Origin of the sequence: Haloprofundus salilacus, assembly GCF_020150815.1 — an archaeon.
GTDB lineage: Archaea > Halobacteriota > Halobacteria > Halobacteriales > Haloferacaceae > Haloprofundus > Haloprofundus salilacus.
This window is the reverse complement of the sequence record NZ_CP083723.1, coordinates 2,391,919-2,408,302: the sequence shown is the minus strand read 5'-3', so window position 1 is coordinate 2,408,302 and position 16,384 is coordinate 2,391,919. Positions and strand designations below refer to the sequence as shown.

Here is a 16,384-nt window from a genome sequence, read left to right as displayed (position 1 = left end):
TCACGTGAGCGGGGTGGCGAACGGTTGGGCGACTATCCAGAGGCTGCTCATCGTGTAGCAGATCGCGAGGACGACCAGCGGGTACTGGCTCCGAATCGGTTGTAGTCGCCCCGGGAAGAGTTCGAACGAGCGCGCGTGCGCCACCCAGACGGCGAGGAGGTGTCCGGCGACAACGAACGCGAGTTGGAGCGACCCGAACCACGCCGGAACCACCAGCGTCGGCAGCGCGTACGGCGGCGAGAGCGGGTCGAGTGTGACGACGGCGAGCGTCGGTGTGAGGCCGAGAAAGAACCCGGAAAAGTGCGCGAGGTGGTAACCCGCTGCGATAGGCAGCAGCGACGGAACGAACCACCCGGCGATGAACCGGGCGGTGACGTACGTCTCGGCGGTCCGACGGGCGAGCTGGGCGGCCAGACGGTACGCGCCGTAGAGGAGCGCGAAGCCGACGAACACGGTGACCAGGTGGGTGAGAAGCGGCGGGACGCCGACACGGCTGACGGCTCGAACGACGCCGTTCCACGGGGCCGTCGAGACGAGACCGTCGTAGGTCGTCACCCACAGCAACGCGACGACGAACGCCACCTCGTCTTCGTCCACGGCGGTCGGCCGTCGCACGAGCGCCGTCCCCGGAAATGAGAGCACGTACCCGCGGTCGGTCCGCTGAACTGGTGCAAGGTGCCCATAGAGGCGGAAGACGCGGGCGACGGGGTCGACAGATTCGAACCACGCGTCGCGATAGACACCCGCTCCGACGACGGTCACAACCGAGTAGCAGACGACGACGACTGCGAGCCACCGGGGGTCCTCCGAGACGGGACTGACGACTTCGAGCCAGACGAGTCCCAATAGACCGACGACGCTCACCCGGCCGTCGAGACGCGCCGGAAGCGGACGGGGTTCTGTCGGGAGCGCGTCCGCCACCGTCCGCCACGGGTTGACGACGGGCCACGTATCCGCGACGAGGTACGTCGAGATGGTGTATCCCGCCCACCACCCGACCCAGACGACGAGCACCGCGAGGTTTCGCACCGGTTCGGAGGGGCCGAGGAACGCGACGGCGACGACGACCACTAGCGCCGCCACCGCCAGCCAACGAACTGCCGGACGGACGACGGCACGAGCGGCCCTGACCGATGGAACGCCGACGCGGTGTCCGTTGACCGATCGAATCGTCTCGTGGTCGGTCACCAGACTCGTGAACAGAAAGGAGACGCCGACGACACTGCCGCCGGAGACAACCACCAACCAGAGCGGGACGGAGACTGGTCGAAGCGACCCGCTGAGCGACCCGGCGTGAGCGAGTACGGGTTGGGAGCACGTCGCTAACGCGACCGAAACGACCACGATAGCGACACCGAAGCGAGCGGTTGTTCGAGCGTTCATGAGGTCGTCTGTGGGCGACGGTTCGTTCGAAACGGTCGTCTGTCTCCGGCAGTCACGACCGAAACTCCGCGAGGCGCCGGAACCGCGGGCGAACCGAGAGAAGCCCCACGGCACCGACGAAGGCGAGCGTCGAGAAGTCGACCGAGAGCGTCGCGAGGGCGACGACGCCAGTCCCGCCGACGGCCCCCGCGGCGAGCGACCCGACGATCGGGAGACTGCAGCCGACGCAGGTCGCAACGCCGAGGATGCCTGAGAGCACCGCAGTAGCGGCGTCGAGGAGCGTCGCGTAGACGAGATACGATAGTGCGAGGTAGCCGATGACGCGGTAGGGAACGAAGTTGACGGTCACGAGCGACCCCGCGTAGCCGACGCGCGGACCCCATCCGGGTGAGGCCATCGTGAATTGGAGCCCGTGGACGTGCGTGTGGGTGTGTGCGCCGATTTCGAGACCCACTAACCCCGCGAGTGCCGTCAACGCGAAGAAGTACAACACCGAGAGCGTCCCCGAGACGAGCCGTGCCCGTCGACTCGCAGTCGGGAGATTCGTCCGGAGCACGGCGACAACGCCGACGTTTATCCAAACGAACGGGTAGAGCACGTAGCGGAGACTCGTCACTGTCGCGTCCGTGAGCGCGAAGTAGCCGACAAGCGCAAGCGCCTCGAACAGTACGAGCACGAGCACCCAGCGTTGTTCGACCGAGAGGCGACGATTAGGACCGACAAGCGCGGATGTCGGGTATCTCATCGATCAGCCCTCAGAGAAAACCTAACAGTTTGACGACCACGGCGGTGATGACCAGCAGGCCGAGCGCCCACGACCCGACTGCCGCCGCCTGTGCACGGTTCAACCCGCGTCCGCGCGCGCTGACGAAGCTCCCGTACAACAGGTACAGCGCGAGCCCGAAGACGGAGCCCGCCGCGAGGAACGCCCCTGCGGTCTGCACGGCCCACCTCGGCGCGGACGCGCCGCTGACGAAGACGACCGTCGCCGCGCCGACGGAGACCACCGCCAGCAGGAACGCGACGCTCCACGCGACGGGACTGTTGGCCGTCAACGACGCGACCGATCGCTCGCTCGCTCGGGAGGAGATTCCACCGCTGGCCACCGTGTATCGCTGCCACTCGTATCTGGAGATGTACGCAACCGTCGCGACGAGCAGTATCCCGAACAGTACGCTGAGGAGAACTGCTGATTGTGCCATGTGAACATTCCTCTATAATTAGTCGGTACTTCGCCGTCGGCTAAAAGTGTTCCTTCGGGAGGAGAACGACGAGCCGGTCCGGAGCACGCGTCGTACCGTCTTCGCTCTGCTGTCGTTATTCCGCCGGCCGAATACGTTCGGAGTCGTTCACTGCCCGTGAATCTCCCACGCGCAGACGACCGCCTCGGTCTGCGTGTCGCTCAGTCGTTCCGTGGCCGTCTCCACGGCGACCCAGTCGTAGTCGGTATGTTCGGCACTCAACGACACCGACTTCCCGTCGACGGTGCAGTAGTAGTAGACGGCGAAGCGGCCGCGGCCCTCGTCGTTCTGCCACGCGAACGTGTGGACGGGTTCCTCGACGTCGGGATCCAAACTGGTCTCCTCTTCGATCTCGCGTCGCAACCCCAGAACGACGGGTTCGCCCGAACCGAGGCGGCCCCCGGGCAGTTCCCAGCCGCCGTCGCTTGCACGGCGGACGACGAGCACCTCGCTCTCGGGACCGAACAACACGCCGCGCAGGCTCACTGTCGCCCGAAGTGGTTCCTCGGTCATCTCTTGGTAGAGAAGTGTGCTTACCGCTCTTGTACTTTCGCCATAGTTCGACCGACTGCCGGACCTATCGACTGCCACCGTTCGGCGCGGTTCTCCGGGCGAGACCCGCCGCTTCCGTCGACGGACCGAGCGCGTTCAGTCGCGGTTCGCAGAGTCGTCCAACTCCCGTTGCCACGCTTGGACTTTCGCCATTAACTCGATGGGCGACGTCTCCTCCACGTTCGTCCGACGGAGTTCGTCGAGCACCTCCTCGGAGTTCGGGTCGACGGTCGGCTTCGAACGCTCGTCGCTTCCCGCCGACGCCGAGGACCCCGTCGCCGACGCGCCGCCGAAGTCCCCCGAGCGTTCGGTCGTCTTCGAGCCCCCGTCGCCCGCCGCGAACTGCCCGCTCTGGAGGTCGAAGACGGCCTGCACCGGCTCGCTCGACCCGCCGCCTTTCGCCTCGATGGCTTTCTCGGTGCGGAGTTTGTCGAGCACGTCCGTCGCGCGCGTGACGACCGGTGCGGGAACGCCCGCCAACTCCGCGACGTGAATCCCGTACGACCGATTGGTCGGTCCCTCGCGAACGGTGCGCAGAAAGGTCACGTCGCCGTCCGTCTCGTCGGCCGCCACGTGGACGTTCTCGACTCTGTCGAGGTGGTCGGCCAGCCCCGTGAGTTCGTGGTAGTGCGTCGCGAACAGCGTCTTCGCACGCACCTCGTTGTGCAGATACTCCGTCGCCGCCCACGCGATGGAGATGCCGTCGTACGTCGCGGTGCCGCGGCCTACCTCGTCGAGGATGACGAGCGAGTCCTCGGTGGCCGAGTGGAGGATGTTGCTCAACTCCTGCATCTCGACCATGAACGTCGACCGGCCCTGCGCGAGTTCGTCGAGCGCACCGACGCGGGTGTAGATGCCGTCGACGAGACCGACCGTCGCCGAGCGCGCGGGGACGAAACTGCCGACCTGTGCCAGAAGCGTGATGAGCGCCGACTGGCGCATGTACGTCGACTTCCCGCTCATGTTCGGCCCGGTGACAATGAGGAAGGCGCGCTCGCGGTCGAGGGAGAGGTCGTTCGGTACGAAGTCCGTCGTCGTCTCGACGACGGGGTGCCGCCCCGCTTCGATTCGGAGCGGACCCGCCTCCGTCAGTTCGGGTCGGACCCAGTCGTTTCCGGCGGCGTGGGTCGCCAAGGAGGCGAGCGCGTCGACTTCGGCGATGGTGCGACCCACGTCCTGCAGTAGCCCCGCGCGGTCGGCGACCCGTCTTCGTAACTCTTTGAACAGTTCGTACTCCAACTCGCCGCGGACCTCTTCGAGGCGGAGGATGTCGCGCTCTCTCTCTTCCAGTTCGTCAGTGACGTACCGCTTGGAGTTCTTCAGCGTCTTTATCTCGCGGTACTCGTCGGGGACGCCGTCGGTCTGTGATTTGCCGACTTGGATGTAGTAGCCGTCCGTCTTGTTGCGTGACACCGAGAGGTGGTGGAGACCGTGCCGCGACTTCTCGCGCTCGGCGAGACCGTCTATCCAGCGTTTGGCCTCCTGGTGTCGCTCGACGAGTTCGTCGAGTTCGTCGTCGTAACCGCGGCGGATGAGACCGCCCTGCGTTAGCGTCTTCGGCGGGTCCTCCGCGAGTGCGCCCTCCAGTTCCTCGCGGAGGGCGGCGGCCGCCTCGTGGTCGGGCTGGGCGACGACGTCCGCGAGCGGCGAGTCGCCGAGTCGTCCCTCCACGGCCTCCGCCAGCGTTGGGAGCACCGCGAGCGTGTCCCGAATCGACAGCAAGTCGTGCGCGCCCGCGCTCTCCGAGGCGGTGCGACTCGTCAGCCGTTCGAGGTCGTACGCGCCGTCGAGCGTGTCGCGGACGCGCTCTCGGTCAAGCGCCGCCGCCGCGAGCGCTTCGACGCTATCGAGTCGGCGCTCGATGTCCGCCTGCGAACGCTGAGGGCGGGTGAGCCACTCCTTGAGGAGGCGGCCGCCAGGACTCGTCACCGTGTGGTCGATCGTGTCCAGAAGCGACCCCGAGCGGTCGCCGTGCATCGTTTCGGTGAGTTCCAGATTCCGCTGCGTCGTCGCGTCGAGTTCGAGGTGGTCGGCGACGCGGTACGCCTGTAGGCGCGTCATCGACTGGGCGACGCCGACGCCGGTCTCGTCGACGTACGACAGCACTGCGCCCGCAGCGCGAATCGCACGCTCGCCGTCGAGACCGACGCTGTCGAGCGCCTCGCGGCCGAACTGCTCGCGGAGGGCGTGTCTCGCCCGGCCGGGCGCGAAGCTGTCGGCGTCGTGTAGCGACAGCGACGCGTCGCTCGCTTCGCGGAGTCGGTTCAGAAAGCTGTCGTCGTTGCGAATCTCGGGGCCGGGTAGAACCTCGACCGGCGCGAAGCGGTACAGTTCGGCGTGCGCGTCCGCCTCGCTGTCGGTCTCGGTGACGAGGAATCGGCCGGTGGTGGCGTCGGCGAACGCGAGACCGAAGCCCCCTTCCGTCTCGTCGCGGACGACGGCGGCGATGTACTTCGCCTCGGCGTCGGTCGTCTCCAACAGCGTCCCCGGCGTGACGACGCGCGTGATGGAGCGCGCGTGGCCGTCTTCGGTCTCGTACTGGTCGGCGACGGCGACTCGGTAGCCGCGTTCGACGAGCGCTTTCAGGTACGGCGTGAGGTCGTTCAGCGGCACGCCGGCCATCGGATACGACGACCCGTGCGAGGACTTCTGCGAGACTTTCAGATCCAACTTCTCGCCGACGAACTCCGCGTCGTCGGCGAAGAACTCGTAGAAATCGCCGCACTGCATCGCCAACAGGTCGGCGTCCGTCTGCTCTTTGAGAGAGAGGAACTCCCCGACGATTCCCTGTGCGGTCATACGTTTTCTCGGGAATCGCGCGGCTAAAACACTGCGGGTTTTCCGGACTTCGACCGCGAAAGAGGTCGCGGTCTGCCGACCGAAAGCCCCTACCCTCGGTCCGGCACCGCGACACCGAACGTGCGTGCGGGAGCGGTTTTGCCTTTTTGCCTTCCTCCTCCCCCGTTCGGTGGCCGGCCGTTGCCCGTCACCGTTGGTTGTTGTCGTCGTCGTCCCGCGACGGGCGAGGCTTTTAACCGAGTGTCACGAACTACCGTCCAGCATGAACCGTCCACTCAGCGCAATCGCCGGAGGTGCCACGGGCATCGCCGTGATGTCTCTGTTGTTGCTGTTTCTGGAGGTAGAGACACGCTCGAATCTCGCTATCTTCGAGGCCGTCGCTCGCTTCGCCGGGATGCCCGGTAACGTCACGTTCGGTTTCGTTCTGTTCGTCCTCGCGGGGGTGTTCGCGTGGCCGCTCGCGTTCATGGCGCTGGAGGAGTACATCCCCGGCGGCCCCGACCCGGCGACGCGCGGGATGGTTCTCGCCGCCGTGCTCTGGGTCGTGTTCGTCCTCACCGGGCGCGGCGACCTCTCGGGCGGCTTACTCGCCATCTACGTCATCTTCACGCTCCTGGCGCACCTCTGCTACGGCTTCCTGCTCGGGGCGGTGTACGGTCGCCTGACCAGCGAAGGCCCCGTCGAGAGCGAGCGGTACGACCCGTCGGACGTCTCGCAGTGACGCGTCGAAAACCGCGCAGCGGAGACGACAACCGTCCCGCGGCTGGTGCGAATCCGCTCGGAAAACGGCGGTGAATCGGTCGGGGTTTCGCGAGCGCCACCCCATCTATATCACAGTACAATCCGAAGATGGGAGTGTGGTCCCCAACGCCGTAGATGGGTGTGATTAGCGTGCTCAAAGAGATACCTGGCCTGCTCGTCGTCACCTGGGCGTTGCTCGGGTTGGCGATATACGCTGGCTACAGACAGAACTGGCAGATGCGAAGCGTCGCCGCCGACGGCGGTTACCTCTCGGGACTAGGCTTCAAATCGGAGAAACCGGCCGGCATCTTCCGGTGGTTGACCACCGTCGACCACAAGGACATCGGCGTGCTCTACATCGTCTTCGCCGCCGGCGCCGCGCTGTGGGGCGGGACGGACGCGATGATGATTCGTACCGAACTGTTCACCGCCGGCACCGACGTCTGGAGCGCCGAGACGTACAACGCGCTCTTTACAACTCACGGGCTGACGATGCTGTTCTTCTTCGTGACGCCCGCGTTCACGGGTCTCGCGAACTACTTCGTCCCGATTCTCGTCGGCGCGGACGACATGTCGTTCCCGCGCATCAACGCCATCGCCTTCTGGCTGTTGCCGCCGGCGTTCTTTCTGGTCCGCGGTGGGCTTATCACGGAGGTCATGGGGAAGATGCTCGCGGCCGTCGGCGTCCGCTGGGAACTGCTGTTCTCGTTGCGGCCGCCGACGCTCGGATGGACGCTGTACGCCCCACGGTCGATCATCGTCTCGAACCCGCAGGTCGACCTCGTGCTTCTCGGCTTACACCTGAGCGGTCTGGCGACCATCATGGCCTCTGTCAACATCATCGTCACAATCTTCACCGAACGCGACGAGAACATCACCTGGGCTAACCTCGACATCTTCTCGTGGACGCTGCTCACGACGAGCGGCATCGTCCTCTTCGCGTTCCCCGTGCTCGGGAGCGCGCTCCTGATGCTCGTCGCCGACCGTAACTTCGGCACGACGTTCTTCGCCGTCGAAGGTGGCGGTCCCATCCTCTGGCAGCATCTCTTCTGGTTCTTCGGCCACCCCGAGGTGTACATCCTCGTCTTGCCGGCGTTCGGCCTCGTGAGCCTCATCCTCCCGAAGTTCGCCGGACGGAAACTGTTCGGCTTCAAGTTCATCGTCTACTCGACGTTGGCCATTGGTGTGCTCTCGTTCGGCGTCTGGGCGCACCACATGTTCGCCACCGGCATGGACCCGCGGCTCCGCGCGAGTTTCATGGCCGTCTCGCTCGCTATCGCCATCCCCAGTGCCGTCAAGACGTTCAACTGGATGGCGACGCTCTGGGGCGGTAACGTCCGTTGGGCCACGCCGCAGATTTTCTGCGTCGGCGGCATCATGACGTTCATTATCGGCGGCGTGACGGGCGTGTTCCTCGCCTCCATCCCTGTCGACCTCGTGCTCCACGACACGTACTACGTCGTCGGTCACTTCCACTTCATCGTGATGGGCGTTATCACGTTCGCCGCGTTCGCCGCCAGCTACTACTGGTTCCCGCTTCTCACGGGGCGAATGTTCAACCGCCGCCTGGGCCGCATCCATGGCTACCTCAGCATCGTCGGTGTGTTCGTCGCGTTCCTACCGATGATTCTCATCGGCTACGGCGGCCTCCCGCGCCGCTCGGCGTCGTATCCGGGCGCGTTCGAGGCGCTGCAACAGCTGTCGTCGTTCGGTGCAGTCATCATCGGCATCGGTGCCCTCATCTGGCTCACCAATCTAGTGCAGTCGTACCGCCTCGGTCCCATCGTCACCGACGCCGACGTGTGGAATCTCCGCGAGACCGGGCAGTTCTCCCGCGAGTGGCAGTGGTTCGAAGAACAGCTCGAAGACCGGACGAAGTTCCGCCGCTGAGCGAATCGCGCCCGCTTCCGCCGCCGAACGAATCGCGCTCCGACGCTGATGCGTTGACCGCTCACACCCGAGTCGACTTCTTCTGTCCCCCTCCCGAAAACGAGATACCATGAGCGACACTGCCGGCGGCGAGACTGACGCACCGACGGAGCGACTCACCGTCTACTCTGACTACGTCTGCCCGTTCTGCTACCTGGGCCGACGCTCTCTCGAACAGTACCAGGAGACGAGAGACGAGGAGCTACAGATCGACTGGCACCCGTTCGACCTCCGAAGTCAGAAGCGCGGTCCCGACGGCGAAATCGACCACGGCGTTGACGACGGGAAGGACGACGAGTACTTCGAGCAGGCCAAACAGAACGTCCAGCGTCTCAAGAAGCGGTACGACGCCGACGATATGTCGATCGACATCGCCCGCGAGGTGGACTCGCTGCCCGCGCAGGTCGCCTCCTACTACGTCAAACAGCACTACGACCACGAGACGTGGCTCGCGTTCGACGAGACCATCTTCGCAGCGCTGTGGCACGACACGCGCGATATCGGCGATCCGGACGTACTCGCCGACTTGGCTGCAGACGCCGACCTCGACCCCGACGAGATTCGGTCGGCGCTCGACGACGACGGTCTCCGCGAGGAACTCCGCGGGAAGTTCACCGAAGCGCACCAACAGGGCGTCACCGGTGTGCCGACGTTCGCCTACGACGGCTACGGCGCTCGCGGCGCGGTGCCGCCCGAGCAACTGAAGCGACTCGTCGAAGGCGTCTAATCTGGACGCTTACTCGTCAGTCAGTTCCGGCGACCCTGCCCCCCACGCCGTCTTGCCGTCGCCGCCGCCGGTTTTGAACACGCCCCGCGCGTCCGCGACGTGGGTCCCCTCGACGTCGCGAATCTCGACCTCCGTGACGGCGACGCTCTTTCCGTCTCGGACGACTTCCGCCTCGGCGACCAGATCGTCTTGTCCCGGCGCGAGATAGTCGATGCGCATATCGACGGTCGGTGTCGGCGCGTAGTGCAGCGACATGACGGACGCGCCGCCGACCGTGTCGGCCAGCGAGTAGGCGACGCCGCCGTGGGCTATCTTCCGCCCCGGAACCGACGACAGTTCGGGCGTCAGTTCGACGCACCCCTTCGCGTAGCCGTCCTCGGCGGCGTCGATCTCGATGCCGAGGTGTTCGACGAACGGCAGGCCGTTCAGCAGGGACTCCAGACTCATCGACGAACCCTCTCGGCGACGGAGTAAACGCGTGTCGGAACCCAAACCAACCGTCTCGTGATTTGCCGTCTCCCTCGCGTGCTTCCGTCCGCTGCGGCGTTCTACGGCCTGCCGGGGAAGTTGACGAACCGGTCCAGTTTCTCCTTCGCCCCCTCCAGTACCGACGACCCGTGGAAGACGAGCACAGCGTCGAACTCGTACTCCAGCAGGCGTTCGAGGCTCTCCTCGGCCTCGTTGAGGTCGTCGGAGAACACCGCCGGCGGGAGAATCAGATACCCCTCGGGGAGGCCGCGCTGGTCCGACCCCGAGACGGCGTCACCGGCGACGACGATCTCGCGGTCGGCGTCGACGAGCGCGTGGTTGTCGGGTTCGTGACCCGGCACGTGGACGGCCTCGAACGGACCAATTTCGTCGCCGTGGCCGTAGCGCGTCACGCCCCCGTCTTCGACGCCGTCGACACTCCCCAGTTCGGTTTGTTCGGGCACGAACACCTCCGGGTCGAAGCGGTCGACGACGGACGCCAGCCCGCCGACGTGGTCGCCGTCGCCGTGTGTGACGACGACGCGCTCGGGTTCGACGCCCAGGTCGTCGAGTTCCGCGAACAAGCGGTCGGTCGTCGATTCCAGTCCGGTATCGACGAGCGTCGGCGCCGGGTCGTCGAAGAGATACGCCCTGAGACGGCGGTCGGTTCCTTCCATCACGGTGATGTCGTATACGCCGGAGAGCAGCTCGGTCGGCATGGGTGACGGTCGGCCGCGACGGTTATAATTCACGTGACGGTCGGCTCTCGCGCGGCGCTCGGGTCTGCGTGGCACTCGGATTTGCGTAGCGCTCGGGTATAGCCGTCGCGCGACGGCTCGGCGGAACGTCGACGGTATCCGAGCCGAGACTTATTTCGGTGGATGTCGTAATCGGGCTCGTGCCGAGTCAAGTCGTCGACGCCGCAGTTATCGTCGTTAGCATACTCGCCCTCTGGGCCGGCGCGCGCCTGTTCGTCGATTCGGCGGTGAACGCCGCCCGCCGTCTCGGGTTGTCAGAGCTCACCATCGGTCTCACGGTCGTCGCCGTCGGCACCTCCTCGCCCGAAATCGCTGTCTCGCTGGAGGCGGCGCTGGAAGCACGCCCCGACATCGCCGTCGGCAACGTCATCGGCAGCAACATCTTCAACATCGCCGTCATCCTCGGCGTCGTCACCCTCGTCCAGTGGCTTCCTATCTCTCGGAAACTGGTCAAACGCGACGGCGCGGCGGTGCTGGCGACGGCTATCCTCGGCGTCGTGGTGCTGTTCGACGGCGTCGTCTCCCGAATCGAGGGACTCGCGCTTGTCGCGCTCTTCGGCGCGTACCTCTACGTGCTATTTCGTTTCTCGCCGGACCTCCCCGATCTCCCTGACCCGGTCGACCTTCCGCCCCCGATTGTCGGTGCGACAGACGGGGGCGGAGAAGAGGCCGACAGCGACGGAGAGAGACCCACTGAGTTCGGCCTCCGGGAGGCGGTACTGCTCGTCGTCGGTCTCGCGTTGGTCGTCGTCGGCGGACAACTGCTCATCGACTCGGCGACGTCGCTCGCGCGGGCGGCCGGAATCTCCGAGTGGGTCATCGGCGCGACCATCGTCGCAGCGGGCACCTCCTCGCCGGAGTTCGCGGTCTCGCTCGTCTCGCTGAAACGCGGGCAGGCGGGCGTCTCCGTCGGCAACGTGCTCGGCAGCAACATCTTCAACTTCCTTTTCATCCTCGGGCTGGCGGCGACCATTACGCCGCTGTCGGTCGCAGCGGCCGCCTTCGACGGTGCGCTGTGGCTCCTCGGATTGACGGCGCTGCTCGTCGCGGCGCTGTGGTCCGGCCGCCGCCTCTCGCGTCCGGAGGGAGGGCTCCTCGTCGGGTCCGAGGCCGTTCGGTGGCTGAGTTCGTTGCTGTAACAGATTTATGCCGCCGTCGGCGCATCGTTTCGACGTGAACGTCACGATTCTCGTTTCGCTCGCGCTGCTCGTCGTCGCTGTCGCCGTCCTCTGGGTCGGAGCCGAGCAGTTCGTCGAGGCGGCGGTTCGCCTCGCCCGCCAGTTCGGCGTCTCGGCGACCGTCGTCGGCCTGACCGTCGTCGCTATCGGCACATCGTTGCCGGAACTCGCGGTCACCGTCGAAGCGTCGCTCGCTGGACGGTCGGTGCTCGCCGTCGGCAACGTCGTCGGCAGCAACATATACAACATCGCCGTCGTGCTCGGACTGGTCGCGCTGGTTCGACTGATTCGCGTCTCCCAGCGGGTGCTCCACCGAGACGTGCTCGCCGTTCTGGGAGCGACCGGTCTCCTGTTGGTCGTCCTCTTCGACGGCAAGGTGTCTCGCATCGAAGGGTTGGGTTTGCTCGCGGTGTACGCGGCGTACGTCGCCGTTCTGCTGCGCTTCGCCGACGCCCCGCCGCAAGCGCCCACAGACGTTGATCCGCCGAAACGGTTCGACGCGCTCCGTCTCGTCGGCGGCCTCGTGCTCGTCGTCGGTGCCGGCCAGCTTCTCGTCGACTCCGCGGTGACGCTCGCGGAGTTCGCGGGCGTCTCCGACTACGTCATCGGCGCGACGGTGGTCGCCGTCGGCACCTCGACGCCGGAACTCGCCGTCTCGGTCGTCGCGCTCACCCGCGGGCGAAGCGGCGTCTCCGTCGGCAACGTGCTCGGGAGCAACCTCCTGAACGTGCTCGTCGTGCTAGGTCTCGCGGCGACGATTCGACCGCTCGCCGCCAGCGCCGCCGCGTTCGACGGTGCGCTGTGGCTCGCAGGGCTGACGGCGCTGCTCGCAGTCGCGCTGTGGTCGGGACGACGGCTCACTCGCCCCGAAGGGGGAGTGCTCGTCGGGTCGGAAGCCGTGCGTTGGCTCCTCGGGTTCGGGTGACAGTGAAGGTAGAAGAACTCAGTCCGCCTGTACCGCGCAGCCGCCGGTGTACTCCACGTCGGCGACGGAGTCGATGGGGTCGTCGCCACAGACCGGGCAGTCGGGGTTTTGGCGGTACGGAACCGTCTCGAAGCTCATCTCCATCGCGTCGTAGAACAGCAGTCGACCGGCCAGCGGTTCGCCAGCGTCGATGAGGAGTTTGACGGCCTCGGTCGCCTGGATGCAGCCGAGCGTCCCCGGGAGCACGCCGAGCACGCCCGTTGTCGCGCAGTCCGGAACCGTGCCTGGTTCGGGCGCTTCGGGGAACAGACACCGGTAGCAGGGGCCGCCGGGGACGAGCGTCGTCGCCTGCCCCTCGAACTTGTAGATAGCTCCGTGGGCGACCGGAATCTCCGCGAGGCGACAGGCGTCGTTGACGAGGTAGCGTGTCCGGAAGTTGTCGGAGGCGTCGACGACTACGTCGTAGTCGGCGACGAGTTCCTCGACGTTGTCCGGACCGACGCGCAGGTGGTGCTGTTCGACGGTCACGTCGGGGTTCAGCCGTTCGACGAAGTTCGCGGCGCTCTCGACTTTCGGAACCCCCACGTCGGCGTCGGTGTGGATGACCTGTCGCTGGAGGTTCGACCGTTCGACCACGTCGTCGTCGGCGACGCCGATGACGCCGACACCTGCCGCGGCGAGATACTGGATTACTGGCGCGCCGAGACCGCCCGCGCCGACGATGAGGACGCGCCCGTCGAGCAGTTTCTTCTGTCCCTCGGGTCCCACCTCGTCCATGATGATGTGCCGCGAGTAGCGGTCCAACTGCGTCGCGTCGAGAGAGAGGTCGCTCATAGCTGGGCGTTTGCGGTTGGCGGACATAAGGGTGCGGGAGCGTGTCGCACGCGATTCGGCAAGTGTCTCCGATTTCTGCGTCGCGGCCGCTGTCGACTCGTCGCCACCGTCTTCGACGCTCAGGGTTCGAGAAGGCTATTTTCGACCGTAGTTGTCAGAAACGGCATCGATAACGCGTGACGGGCCTCGGCAGGCGTTCGTCCGACGGTGCGGCTTATCCGTCGGAGTCGACTACCGGGGACTGAATGGTGTCGAACGTACTGACCGCACTCGTCGTTGGCGTCGGTCTCGGCGTGTTCCTGCAGAAGGGTCGCTTCTGCTTCGTACACGCCTTCCGCGACTTCTTCGCGTTCAAGGACTCGCGGGTGACGAAGGCCGTGCTGGTCGCGACGACGCTCACGATGGTGTTCTGGAGCATCGCCTACGCCCTCGGCTACTACCAGGGCTTCTGGACGCCCGACTGGGGGCTCACCGGCCTCCTCGGCGGCTTCGTCTTCGGCGTCGGGATGACGTACGCCGGCGGCTGTGCCTCCGGCACGCTCTACCGCGCCGGACAGGGCTACCTGCACTTCTGGCTCACGCTCGCGTTCATGGGCGTCGGCTACGCGGTGTTCACCGTCCTGTTCCCGACGCTCGAGTCGGCCTACTTCGAGCCGCTGACGTTCGGCACTGGCGTCACCCTCTTCGAGGTGTCACCGGTGCCCGCACCCCTGCTCGCGCTCGGCGTCGCCGGCCTCGTCCTGCTGGCGTACGCGACGATCGTCGGCCGCTCCGCCGCGGGCGGTGCAGGTGGAACCGACGACGCCGCGGCGGTCCGCGCCGACGGCGGTACACCGACCAGTCGTGGGTTGGGGGCGTCGGCGCCCGCCGTCGGCCTCCGCCAGTTCGTCGCCGGGACGCGCGAGTACTTCCGCGGCTTCGCCGAGATAGACGACTGGAAGGCCGCCTCGAAGCGCCCGTGGGACCCGCGGACCGCCGCGCTTGGTATCACGGCGCTGGCGGTGCTGTGGTTCACGCAGGTCTCCATCGTCGGTGTCACCGGCCCGGAGGCGCGCTGGACCGGCTACCTGCTCCAGCAGGTCGGCGTCGACGCCGGTTCGTACGAGTACTGGGGCTCAATCCTCTTTCAGGGGAAGGGCGTCGGCCTCACCGTCGACATGGTGATGATCGCGGCAGTCATCCTCGGGGCGTTCCTCGCCGCGTTCTGGAGCGGCGACTTCTCGATTCGCGTCCCGAAGCGCCGCCGCGTCCCGAACGCCGTCGTCGGCGGCTTCATGATGGGCGCGGGCTCCCGACTCGCACCCGGTTGCAACATCGGAAACATCTACTCCGGCCTCGCGGAGCTTTCGGTGCACTCCTTCATCGCCACCGCTGGCATAATCGCCGGCGTCTATGCGATGACGCACTGGATCTACCGCGATGTCGGCTGCGCCATCTGAGTTCCGAAGGCGACCGAGTTCCAAAGACACTCCACTCCACAGCGACACACGCGAAACACAGACCACACGAACCATGACCGGACCATCACTTGACGACTTCGTCGAGATGCCCGACGAAGTCGACGACGAGACGGCCGAACAGCTCGCAGACCAAGCCACCGAGACGCAGGACATGACCGGCGAGGTTTGTCCGTACCCGCAGGTCGAGGCGAAGAAGGCCATCCAGACGCTCGATTCGGGCGAGTTGCTCGTCCAGGAGACCGACCACGTCCCCTCGACGGAGAACGTCCCCCGCGCGGTCGGCGACGACGCCGACGCGCGCGTCTGGCGCAGCGGCAGCGGACTGTACCGCATCTTCCTCAGAAAACGATGAGCGGCGTCGACGAACTCACCCCCAATGAGGTGCGCGCCCGCCTCGCCGCCGACGCGGAGTTTGACCTCGTCGACATCCGCGATCGCGAGGACTTCGAGGACGCACCCATCGACGGCGCGGAGAACGTCCCGGTCGACGAACTGGAGGCGGTCGTCGAGGAGCGCGAGTGGGCCGACGAGGTGGTCGTCGCCTGCTACGTCGGCGAGACCTCCGTGCAGGCGGCGCGGCTCATCGACCACTACGCCGACGACGCCGAGGTGGCTAGCCTGACCGGCGGCTACGAGGCGTGGGACGACTCCTGAACGCCTCTCCTTCGCGGTCACCATCCCGTCTCTGACTCCGCTGACTCGTCCCTTTCTGTCTCTCGTCGGGCCTCTCTCGTTCGCCGCGGCCGTGGTTTGACGCGGTCCGCACACAACTGGACAACCGGTAACTCTCCGGTCGTGGCCCCCACCGTGTGAGCTTACTCGAACTCTACACGCACGACGAGGCGGCGACAGACACCGCCGCCGAACGGACGGGAGCGGCGTCTTCGTCGGAATCGTCGCCCGACAAGCCGTTCGTGCTCGGTCGACTCCTGTTCGGCGCGACTCTCGGATTCATGGCCGCGACGAACTTCAAGCAGATGGAGGGGATGATTCAGTACGCCGAGTCGAAAGGCGTCCCCGCCCCCGAAACGCTGGTCCCGTTCGCCAGCGGCATGGGCGCATTCGGCGGTCTCGGCGTCGCGCTCTGGCGTCTCCCGACGCTCGCTTCCGGTGCCGCCTTCGCGTTCCTCGCGGGCGTCACGCCGGCGATACACGACTTCTGGAACCTCGACGAGGACGAAGGCAGACAGGACGAACAGATTCAGTTCATGAAGAACCTCGCGCTCATGGGTGCGGCGCTCACCTACCTCGTCCGCGCCGCGAAGCAGTAGCGCTTCGGACGAAGTCCACTGCTTGGCGCTCCCGACGACGCCCCCTCACGTCCCGAACGACCACTTTTGGTATCGGGACTGTTTCACTTCGTCACTGACCGTAGCTTTATCCCCGAAG

The 16,384-nt window shown here is 66.2% G+C and carries 17 protein-coding genes; 9 read left to right on the top strand and 8 right to left on the bottom strand.

The genetic code is table 11. From position 1 onward, the window contains the following. From LAQ58_RS12385 to mutS, 5 genes are all read right to left on the bottom strand, one after another. Positions 1 to 1,383: a hypothetical protein gene (locus LAQ58_RS12385; RefSeq protein ID WP_224447769.1), complete on the bottom strand. Its 1,383-nt coding sequence runs from the start codon at positions 1,381 to 1,383 to the stop codon at positions 1 to 3. Positions 1,384 to 1,435: 52 nt separating this feature from the next. After that, entirely contained in the window at positions 1,436 to 2,128 is a 693-nt protein-coding gene (locus LAQ58_RS12380) for a DUF7546 family protein (RefSeq protein WP_224447768.1), read from the bottom strand. A 10-nt stretch (positions 2,129 to 2,138) separates the two neighbouring features. Next, positions 2,139 to 2,585: a hypothetical protein gene (locus tag LAQ58_RS12375; protein WP_224447767.1), complete on the bottom strand. Its 447-nt coding sequence runs from the start codon at positions 2,583 to 2,585 to the stop codon at positions 2,139 to 2,141. Positions 2,586 to 2,732: 147 nt separating this feature from the next. Further along, positions 2,733 to 3,137, bottom strand: a complete 405-nt coding sequence (locus tag LAQ58_RS12370; RefSeq protein ID WP_224447766.1) for an NUDIX hydrolase — start codon at positions 3,135 to 3,137, stop codon at positions 2,733 to 2,735. Between the two features lie 135 nt (positions 3,138 to 3,272). Beyond that, positions 3,273 to 5,975: a DNA mismatch repair protein MutS gene (gene mutS / locus LAQ58_RS12365; protein ID WP_224447765.1), complete on the bottom strand. Its 2,703-nt coding sequence runs from the start codon at positions 5,973 to 5,975 to the stop codon at positions 3,273 to 3,275. Between the two features lie 262 nt (positions 5,976 to 6,237). Between mutS and LAQ58_RS12360 the strand changes: the two genes are divergently transcribed. The 3 genes from LAQ58_RS12360 (at position 6,238) to LAQ58_RS12350 (ending at position 9,372) form a co-directional block, all read left to right on the top strand. Further along, positions 6,238 to 6,696: a DUF6789 family protein gene (locus LAQ58_RS12360; protein WP_224447764.1), complete on the top strand. Its 459-nt coding sequence runs from the start codon at positions 6,238 to 6,240 to the stop codon at positions 6,694 to 6,696. A gap of 155 nt (positions 6,697 to 6,851) precedes the next feature. After that, positions 6,852 to 8,606: a cbb3-type cytochrome c oxidase subunit I gene (locus tag LAQ58_RS12355; protein WP_224447763.1), complete on the top strand. Its 1,755-nt coding sequence runs from the start codon at positions 6,852 to 6,854 to the stop codon at positions 8,604 to 8,606. A 109-nt stretch (positions 8,607 to 8,715) separates the two neighbouring features. Beyond that, on the top strand, positions 8,716 to 9,372 hold the full coding sequence (locus LAQ58_RS12350) for a DsbA family oxidoreductase (RefSeq protein WP_224447762.1): 657 nt from the start codon (positions 8,716 to 8,718) through the stop codon (positions 9,370 to 9,372). A gap of 9 nt (positions 9,373 to 9,381) precedes the next feature. On the opposite strand, the gene LAQ58_RS12345 is transcribed toward LAQ58_RS12350, so the two are convergent. Both LAQ58_RS12345 and LAQ58_RS12340 read right to left on the bottom strand, forming a co-directional pair. Then, positions 9,382 to 9,819: a PaaI family thioesterase gene (locus LAQ58_RS12345; protein ID WP_224447761.1), complete on the bottom strand. Its 438-nt coding sequence runs from the start codon at positions 9,817 to 9,819 to the stop codon at positions 9,382 to 9,384. Between the two features lie 101 nt (positions 9,820 to 9,920). Further along, on the bottom strand, positions 9,921 to 10,559 hold the full coding sequence (locus tag LAQ58_RS12340; protein ID WP_224447760.1) for an MBL fold metallo-hydrolase: 639 nt from the start codon (positions 10,557 to 10,559) through the stop codon (positions 9,921 to 9,923). A gap of 179 nt (positions 10,560 to 10,738) precedes the next feature. On the opposite strand from LAQ58_RS12340, the gene LAQ58_RS12335 reads away from it, so the two are divergent. Beyond that, complete coding sequence (locus LAQ58_RS12335) at positions 10,739 to 11,737, top strand: calcium/sodium antiporter (RefSeq protein WP_224447759.1); 999 nt, start codon at positions 10,739 to 10,741, stop codon at positions 11,735 to 11,737. Between the two features lie 34 nt (positions 11,738 to 11,771). Further along, the gene (locus LAQ58_RS12330; RefSeq protein ID WP_224447758.1) at positions 11,772 to 12,701 is read left to right on the top strand and encodes a calcium/sodium antiporter; all 930 of its coding nucleotides are present in this window, start codon (positions 11,772 to 11,774) and stop codon (positions 12,699 to 12,701) included. An 18-nt stretch (positions 12,702 to 12,719) separates the two neighbouring features. Here the strand turns inward: LAQ58_RS12330 and ubaA are convergent, their stop codons facing one another. Then, positions 12,720 to 13,535, bottom strand: a complete 816-nt coding sequence (gene ubaA / locus LAQ58_RS12325; RefSeq protein ID WP_224447757.1) for an SAMP-activating enzyme E1 — start codon at positions 13,533 to 13,535, stop codon at positions 12,720 to 12,722. Between the two features lie 245 nt (positions 13,536 to 13,780). Between ubaA and LAQ58_RS12320 the strand changes: the two genes are divergently transcribed. From LAQ58_RS12320 to LAQ58_RS12305, 4 genes are all read left to right on the top strand, one after another. Then, a complete protein-coding gene (locus tag LAQ58_RS12320; protein WP_224447756.1) occupies positions 13,781 to 14,974 on the top strand; it encodes a YeeE/YedE family protein in 1,194 nt (397 codons plus the stop codon). Positions 14,975 to 15,047: 73 nt separating this feature from the next. Further along, positions 15,048 to 15,347 (top strand): sulfurtransferase TusA family protein, encoded by a 300-nt coding sequence (locus LAQ58_RS12315; protein ID WP_224447755.1) that lies wholly within the window; start codon positions 15,048 to 15,050, stop codon positions 15,345 to 15,347. Beyond that, positions 15,344 to 15,649, top strand: coding sequence for a rhodanese-like domain-containing protein (locus LAQ58_RS12310; protein ID WP_224447754.1), 306 nt, complete (start codon positions 15,344 to 15,346; stop codon positions 15,647 to 15,649). Before LAQ58_RS12315 ends, LAQ58_RS12310 begins: the two co-directional genes overlap by 4 nt. Positions 15,650 to 15,804: 155 nt before the next feature. Continuing rightward, a complete protein-coding gene (locus LAQ58_RS12305; RefSeq protein ID WP_224447753.1) occupies positions 15,805 to 16,266 on the top strand; it encodes a DoxX family protein in 462 nt (153 codons plus the stop codon). The last annotated feature ends 118 nt before the right edge of the window (positions 16,267 to 16,384 follow it).

What these genes read in the sequence shown, in the direction of transcription:
- LAQ58_RS12355 (WP_224447763.1), top strand. Translation starts at nt 6,852, where the DNA reads ATGGGTGTGATTAGCGTGCTCAAAGAGATACCTGGCCTGCTCGTCGTC.
- LAQ58_RS12310 (WP_224447754.1), top strand. Translation starts at nt 15,344, where the DNA reads ATGAGCGGCGTCGACGAACTCACCCCCAATGAGGTGCGCGCCCGCCTC.
- LAQ58_RS12340 (WP_224447760.1), bottom strand. Translation starts at nt 10,559, where the DNA reads ATGCCGACCGAGCTGCTCTCCGGCGTATACGACATCACCGTGATGGAA.
- LAQ58_RS12380 (WP_224447768.1), bottom strand. Translation starts at nt 2,128, where the DNA reads ATGAGATACCCGACATCCGCGCTTGTCGGTCCTAATCGTCGCCTCTCG.
- LAQ58_RS12385 (WP_224447769.1), bottom strand. Translation starts at nt 1,383, where the DNA reads ATGAACGCTCGAACAACCGCTCGCTTCGGTGTCGCTATCGTGGTCGTT.
- LAQ58_RS12315 (WP_224447755.1), top strand. Translation starts at nt 15,048, where the DNA reads ATGACCGGACCATCACTTGACGACTTCGTCGAGATGCCCGACGAAGTC.
- mutS (WP_224447765.1), bottom strand. Translation starts at nt 5,975, where the DNA reads ATGACCGCACAGGGAATCGTCGGGGAGTTCCTCTCTCTCAAAGAGCAG.
- ubaA (WP_224447757.1), bottom strand. Translation starts at nt 13,535, where the DNA reads ATGAGCGACCTCTCTCTCGACGCGACGCAGTTGGACCGCTACTCGCGG.
- LAQ58_RS12350 (WP_224447762.1), top strand. Translation starts at nt 8,716, where the DNA reads ATGAGCGACACTGCCGGCGGCGAGACTGACGCACCGACGGAGCGACTC.
- LAQ58_RS12370 (WP_224447766.1), bottom strand. Translation starts at nt 3,137, where the DNA reads ATGACCGAGGAACCACTTCGGGCGACAGTGAGCCTGCGCGGCGTGTTG.
- LAQ58_RS12360 (WP_224447764.1), top strand. Translation starts at nt 6,238, where the DNA reads ATGAACCGTCCACTCAGCGCAATCGCCGGAGGTGCCACGGGCATCGCC.
- LAQ58_RS12320 (WP_224447756.1), top strand. Translation starts at nt 13,781, where the DNA reads ATGGTGTCGAACGTACTGACCGCACTCGTCGTTGGCGTCGGTCTCGGC.
- LAQ58_RS12375 (WP_224447767.1), bottom strand. Translation starts at nt 2,585, where the DNA reads ATGGCACAATCAGCAGTTCTCCTCAGCGTACTGTTCGGGATACTGCTC.
- LAQ58_RS12345 (WP_224447761.1), bottom strand. Translation starts at nt 9,819, where the DNA reads ATGAGTCTGGAGTCCCTGCTGAACGGCCTGCCGTTCGTCGAACACCTC.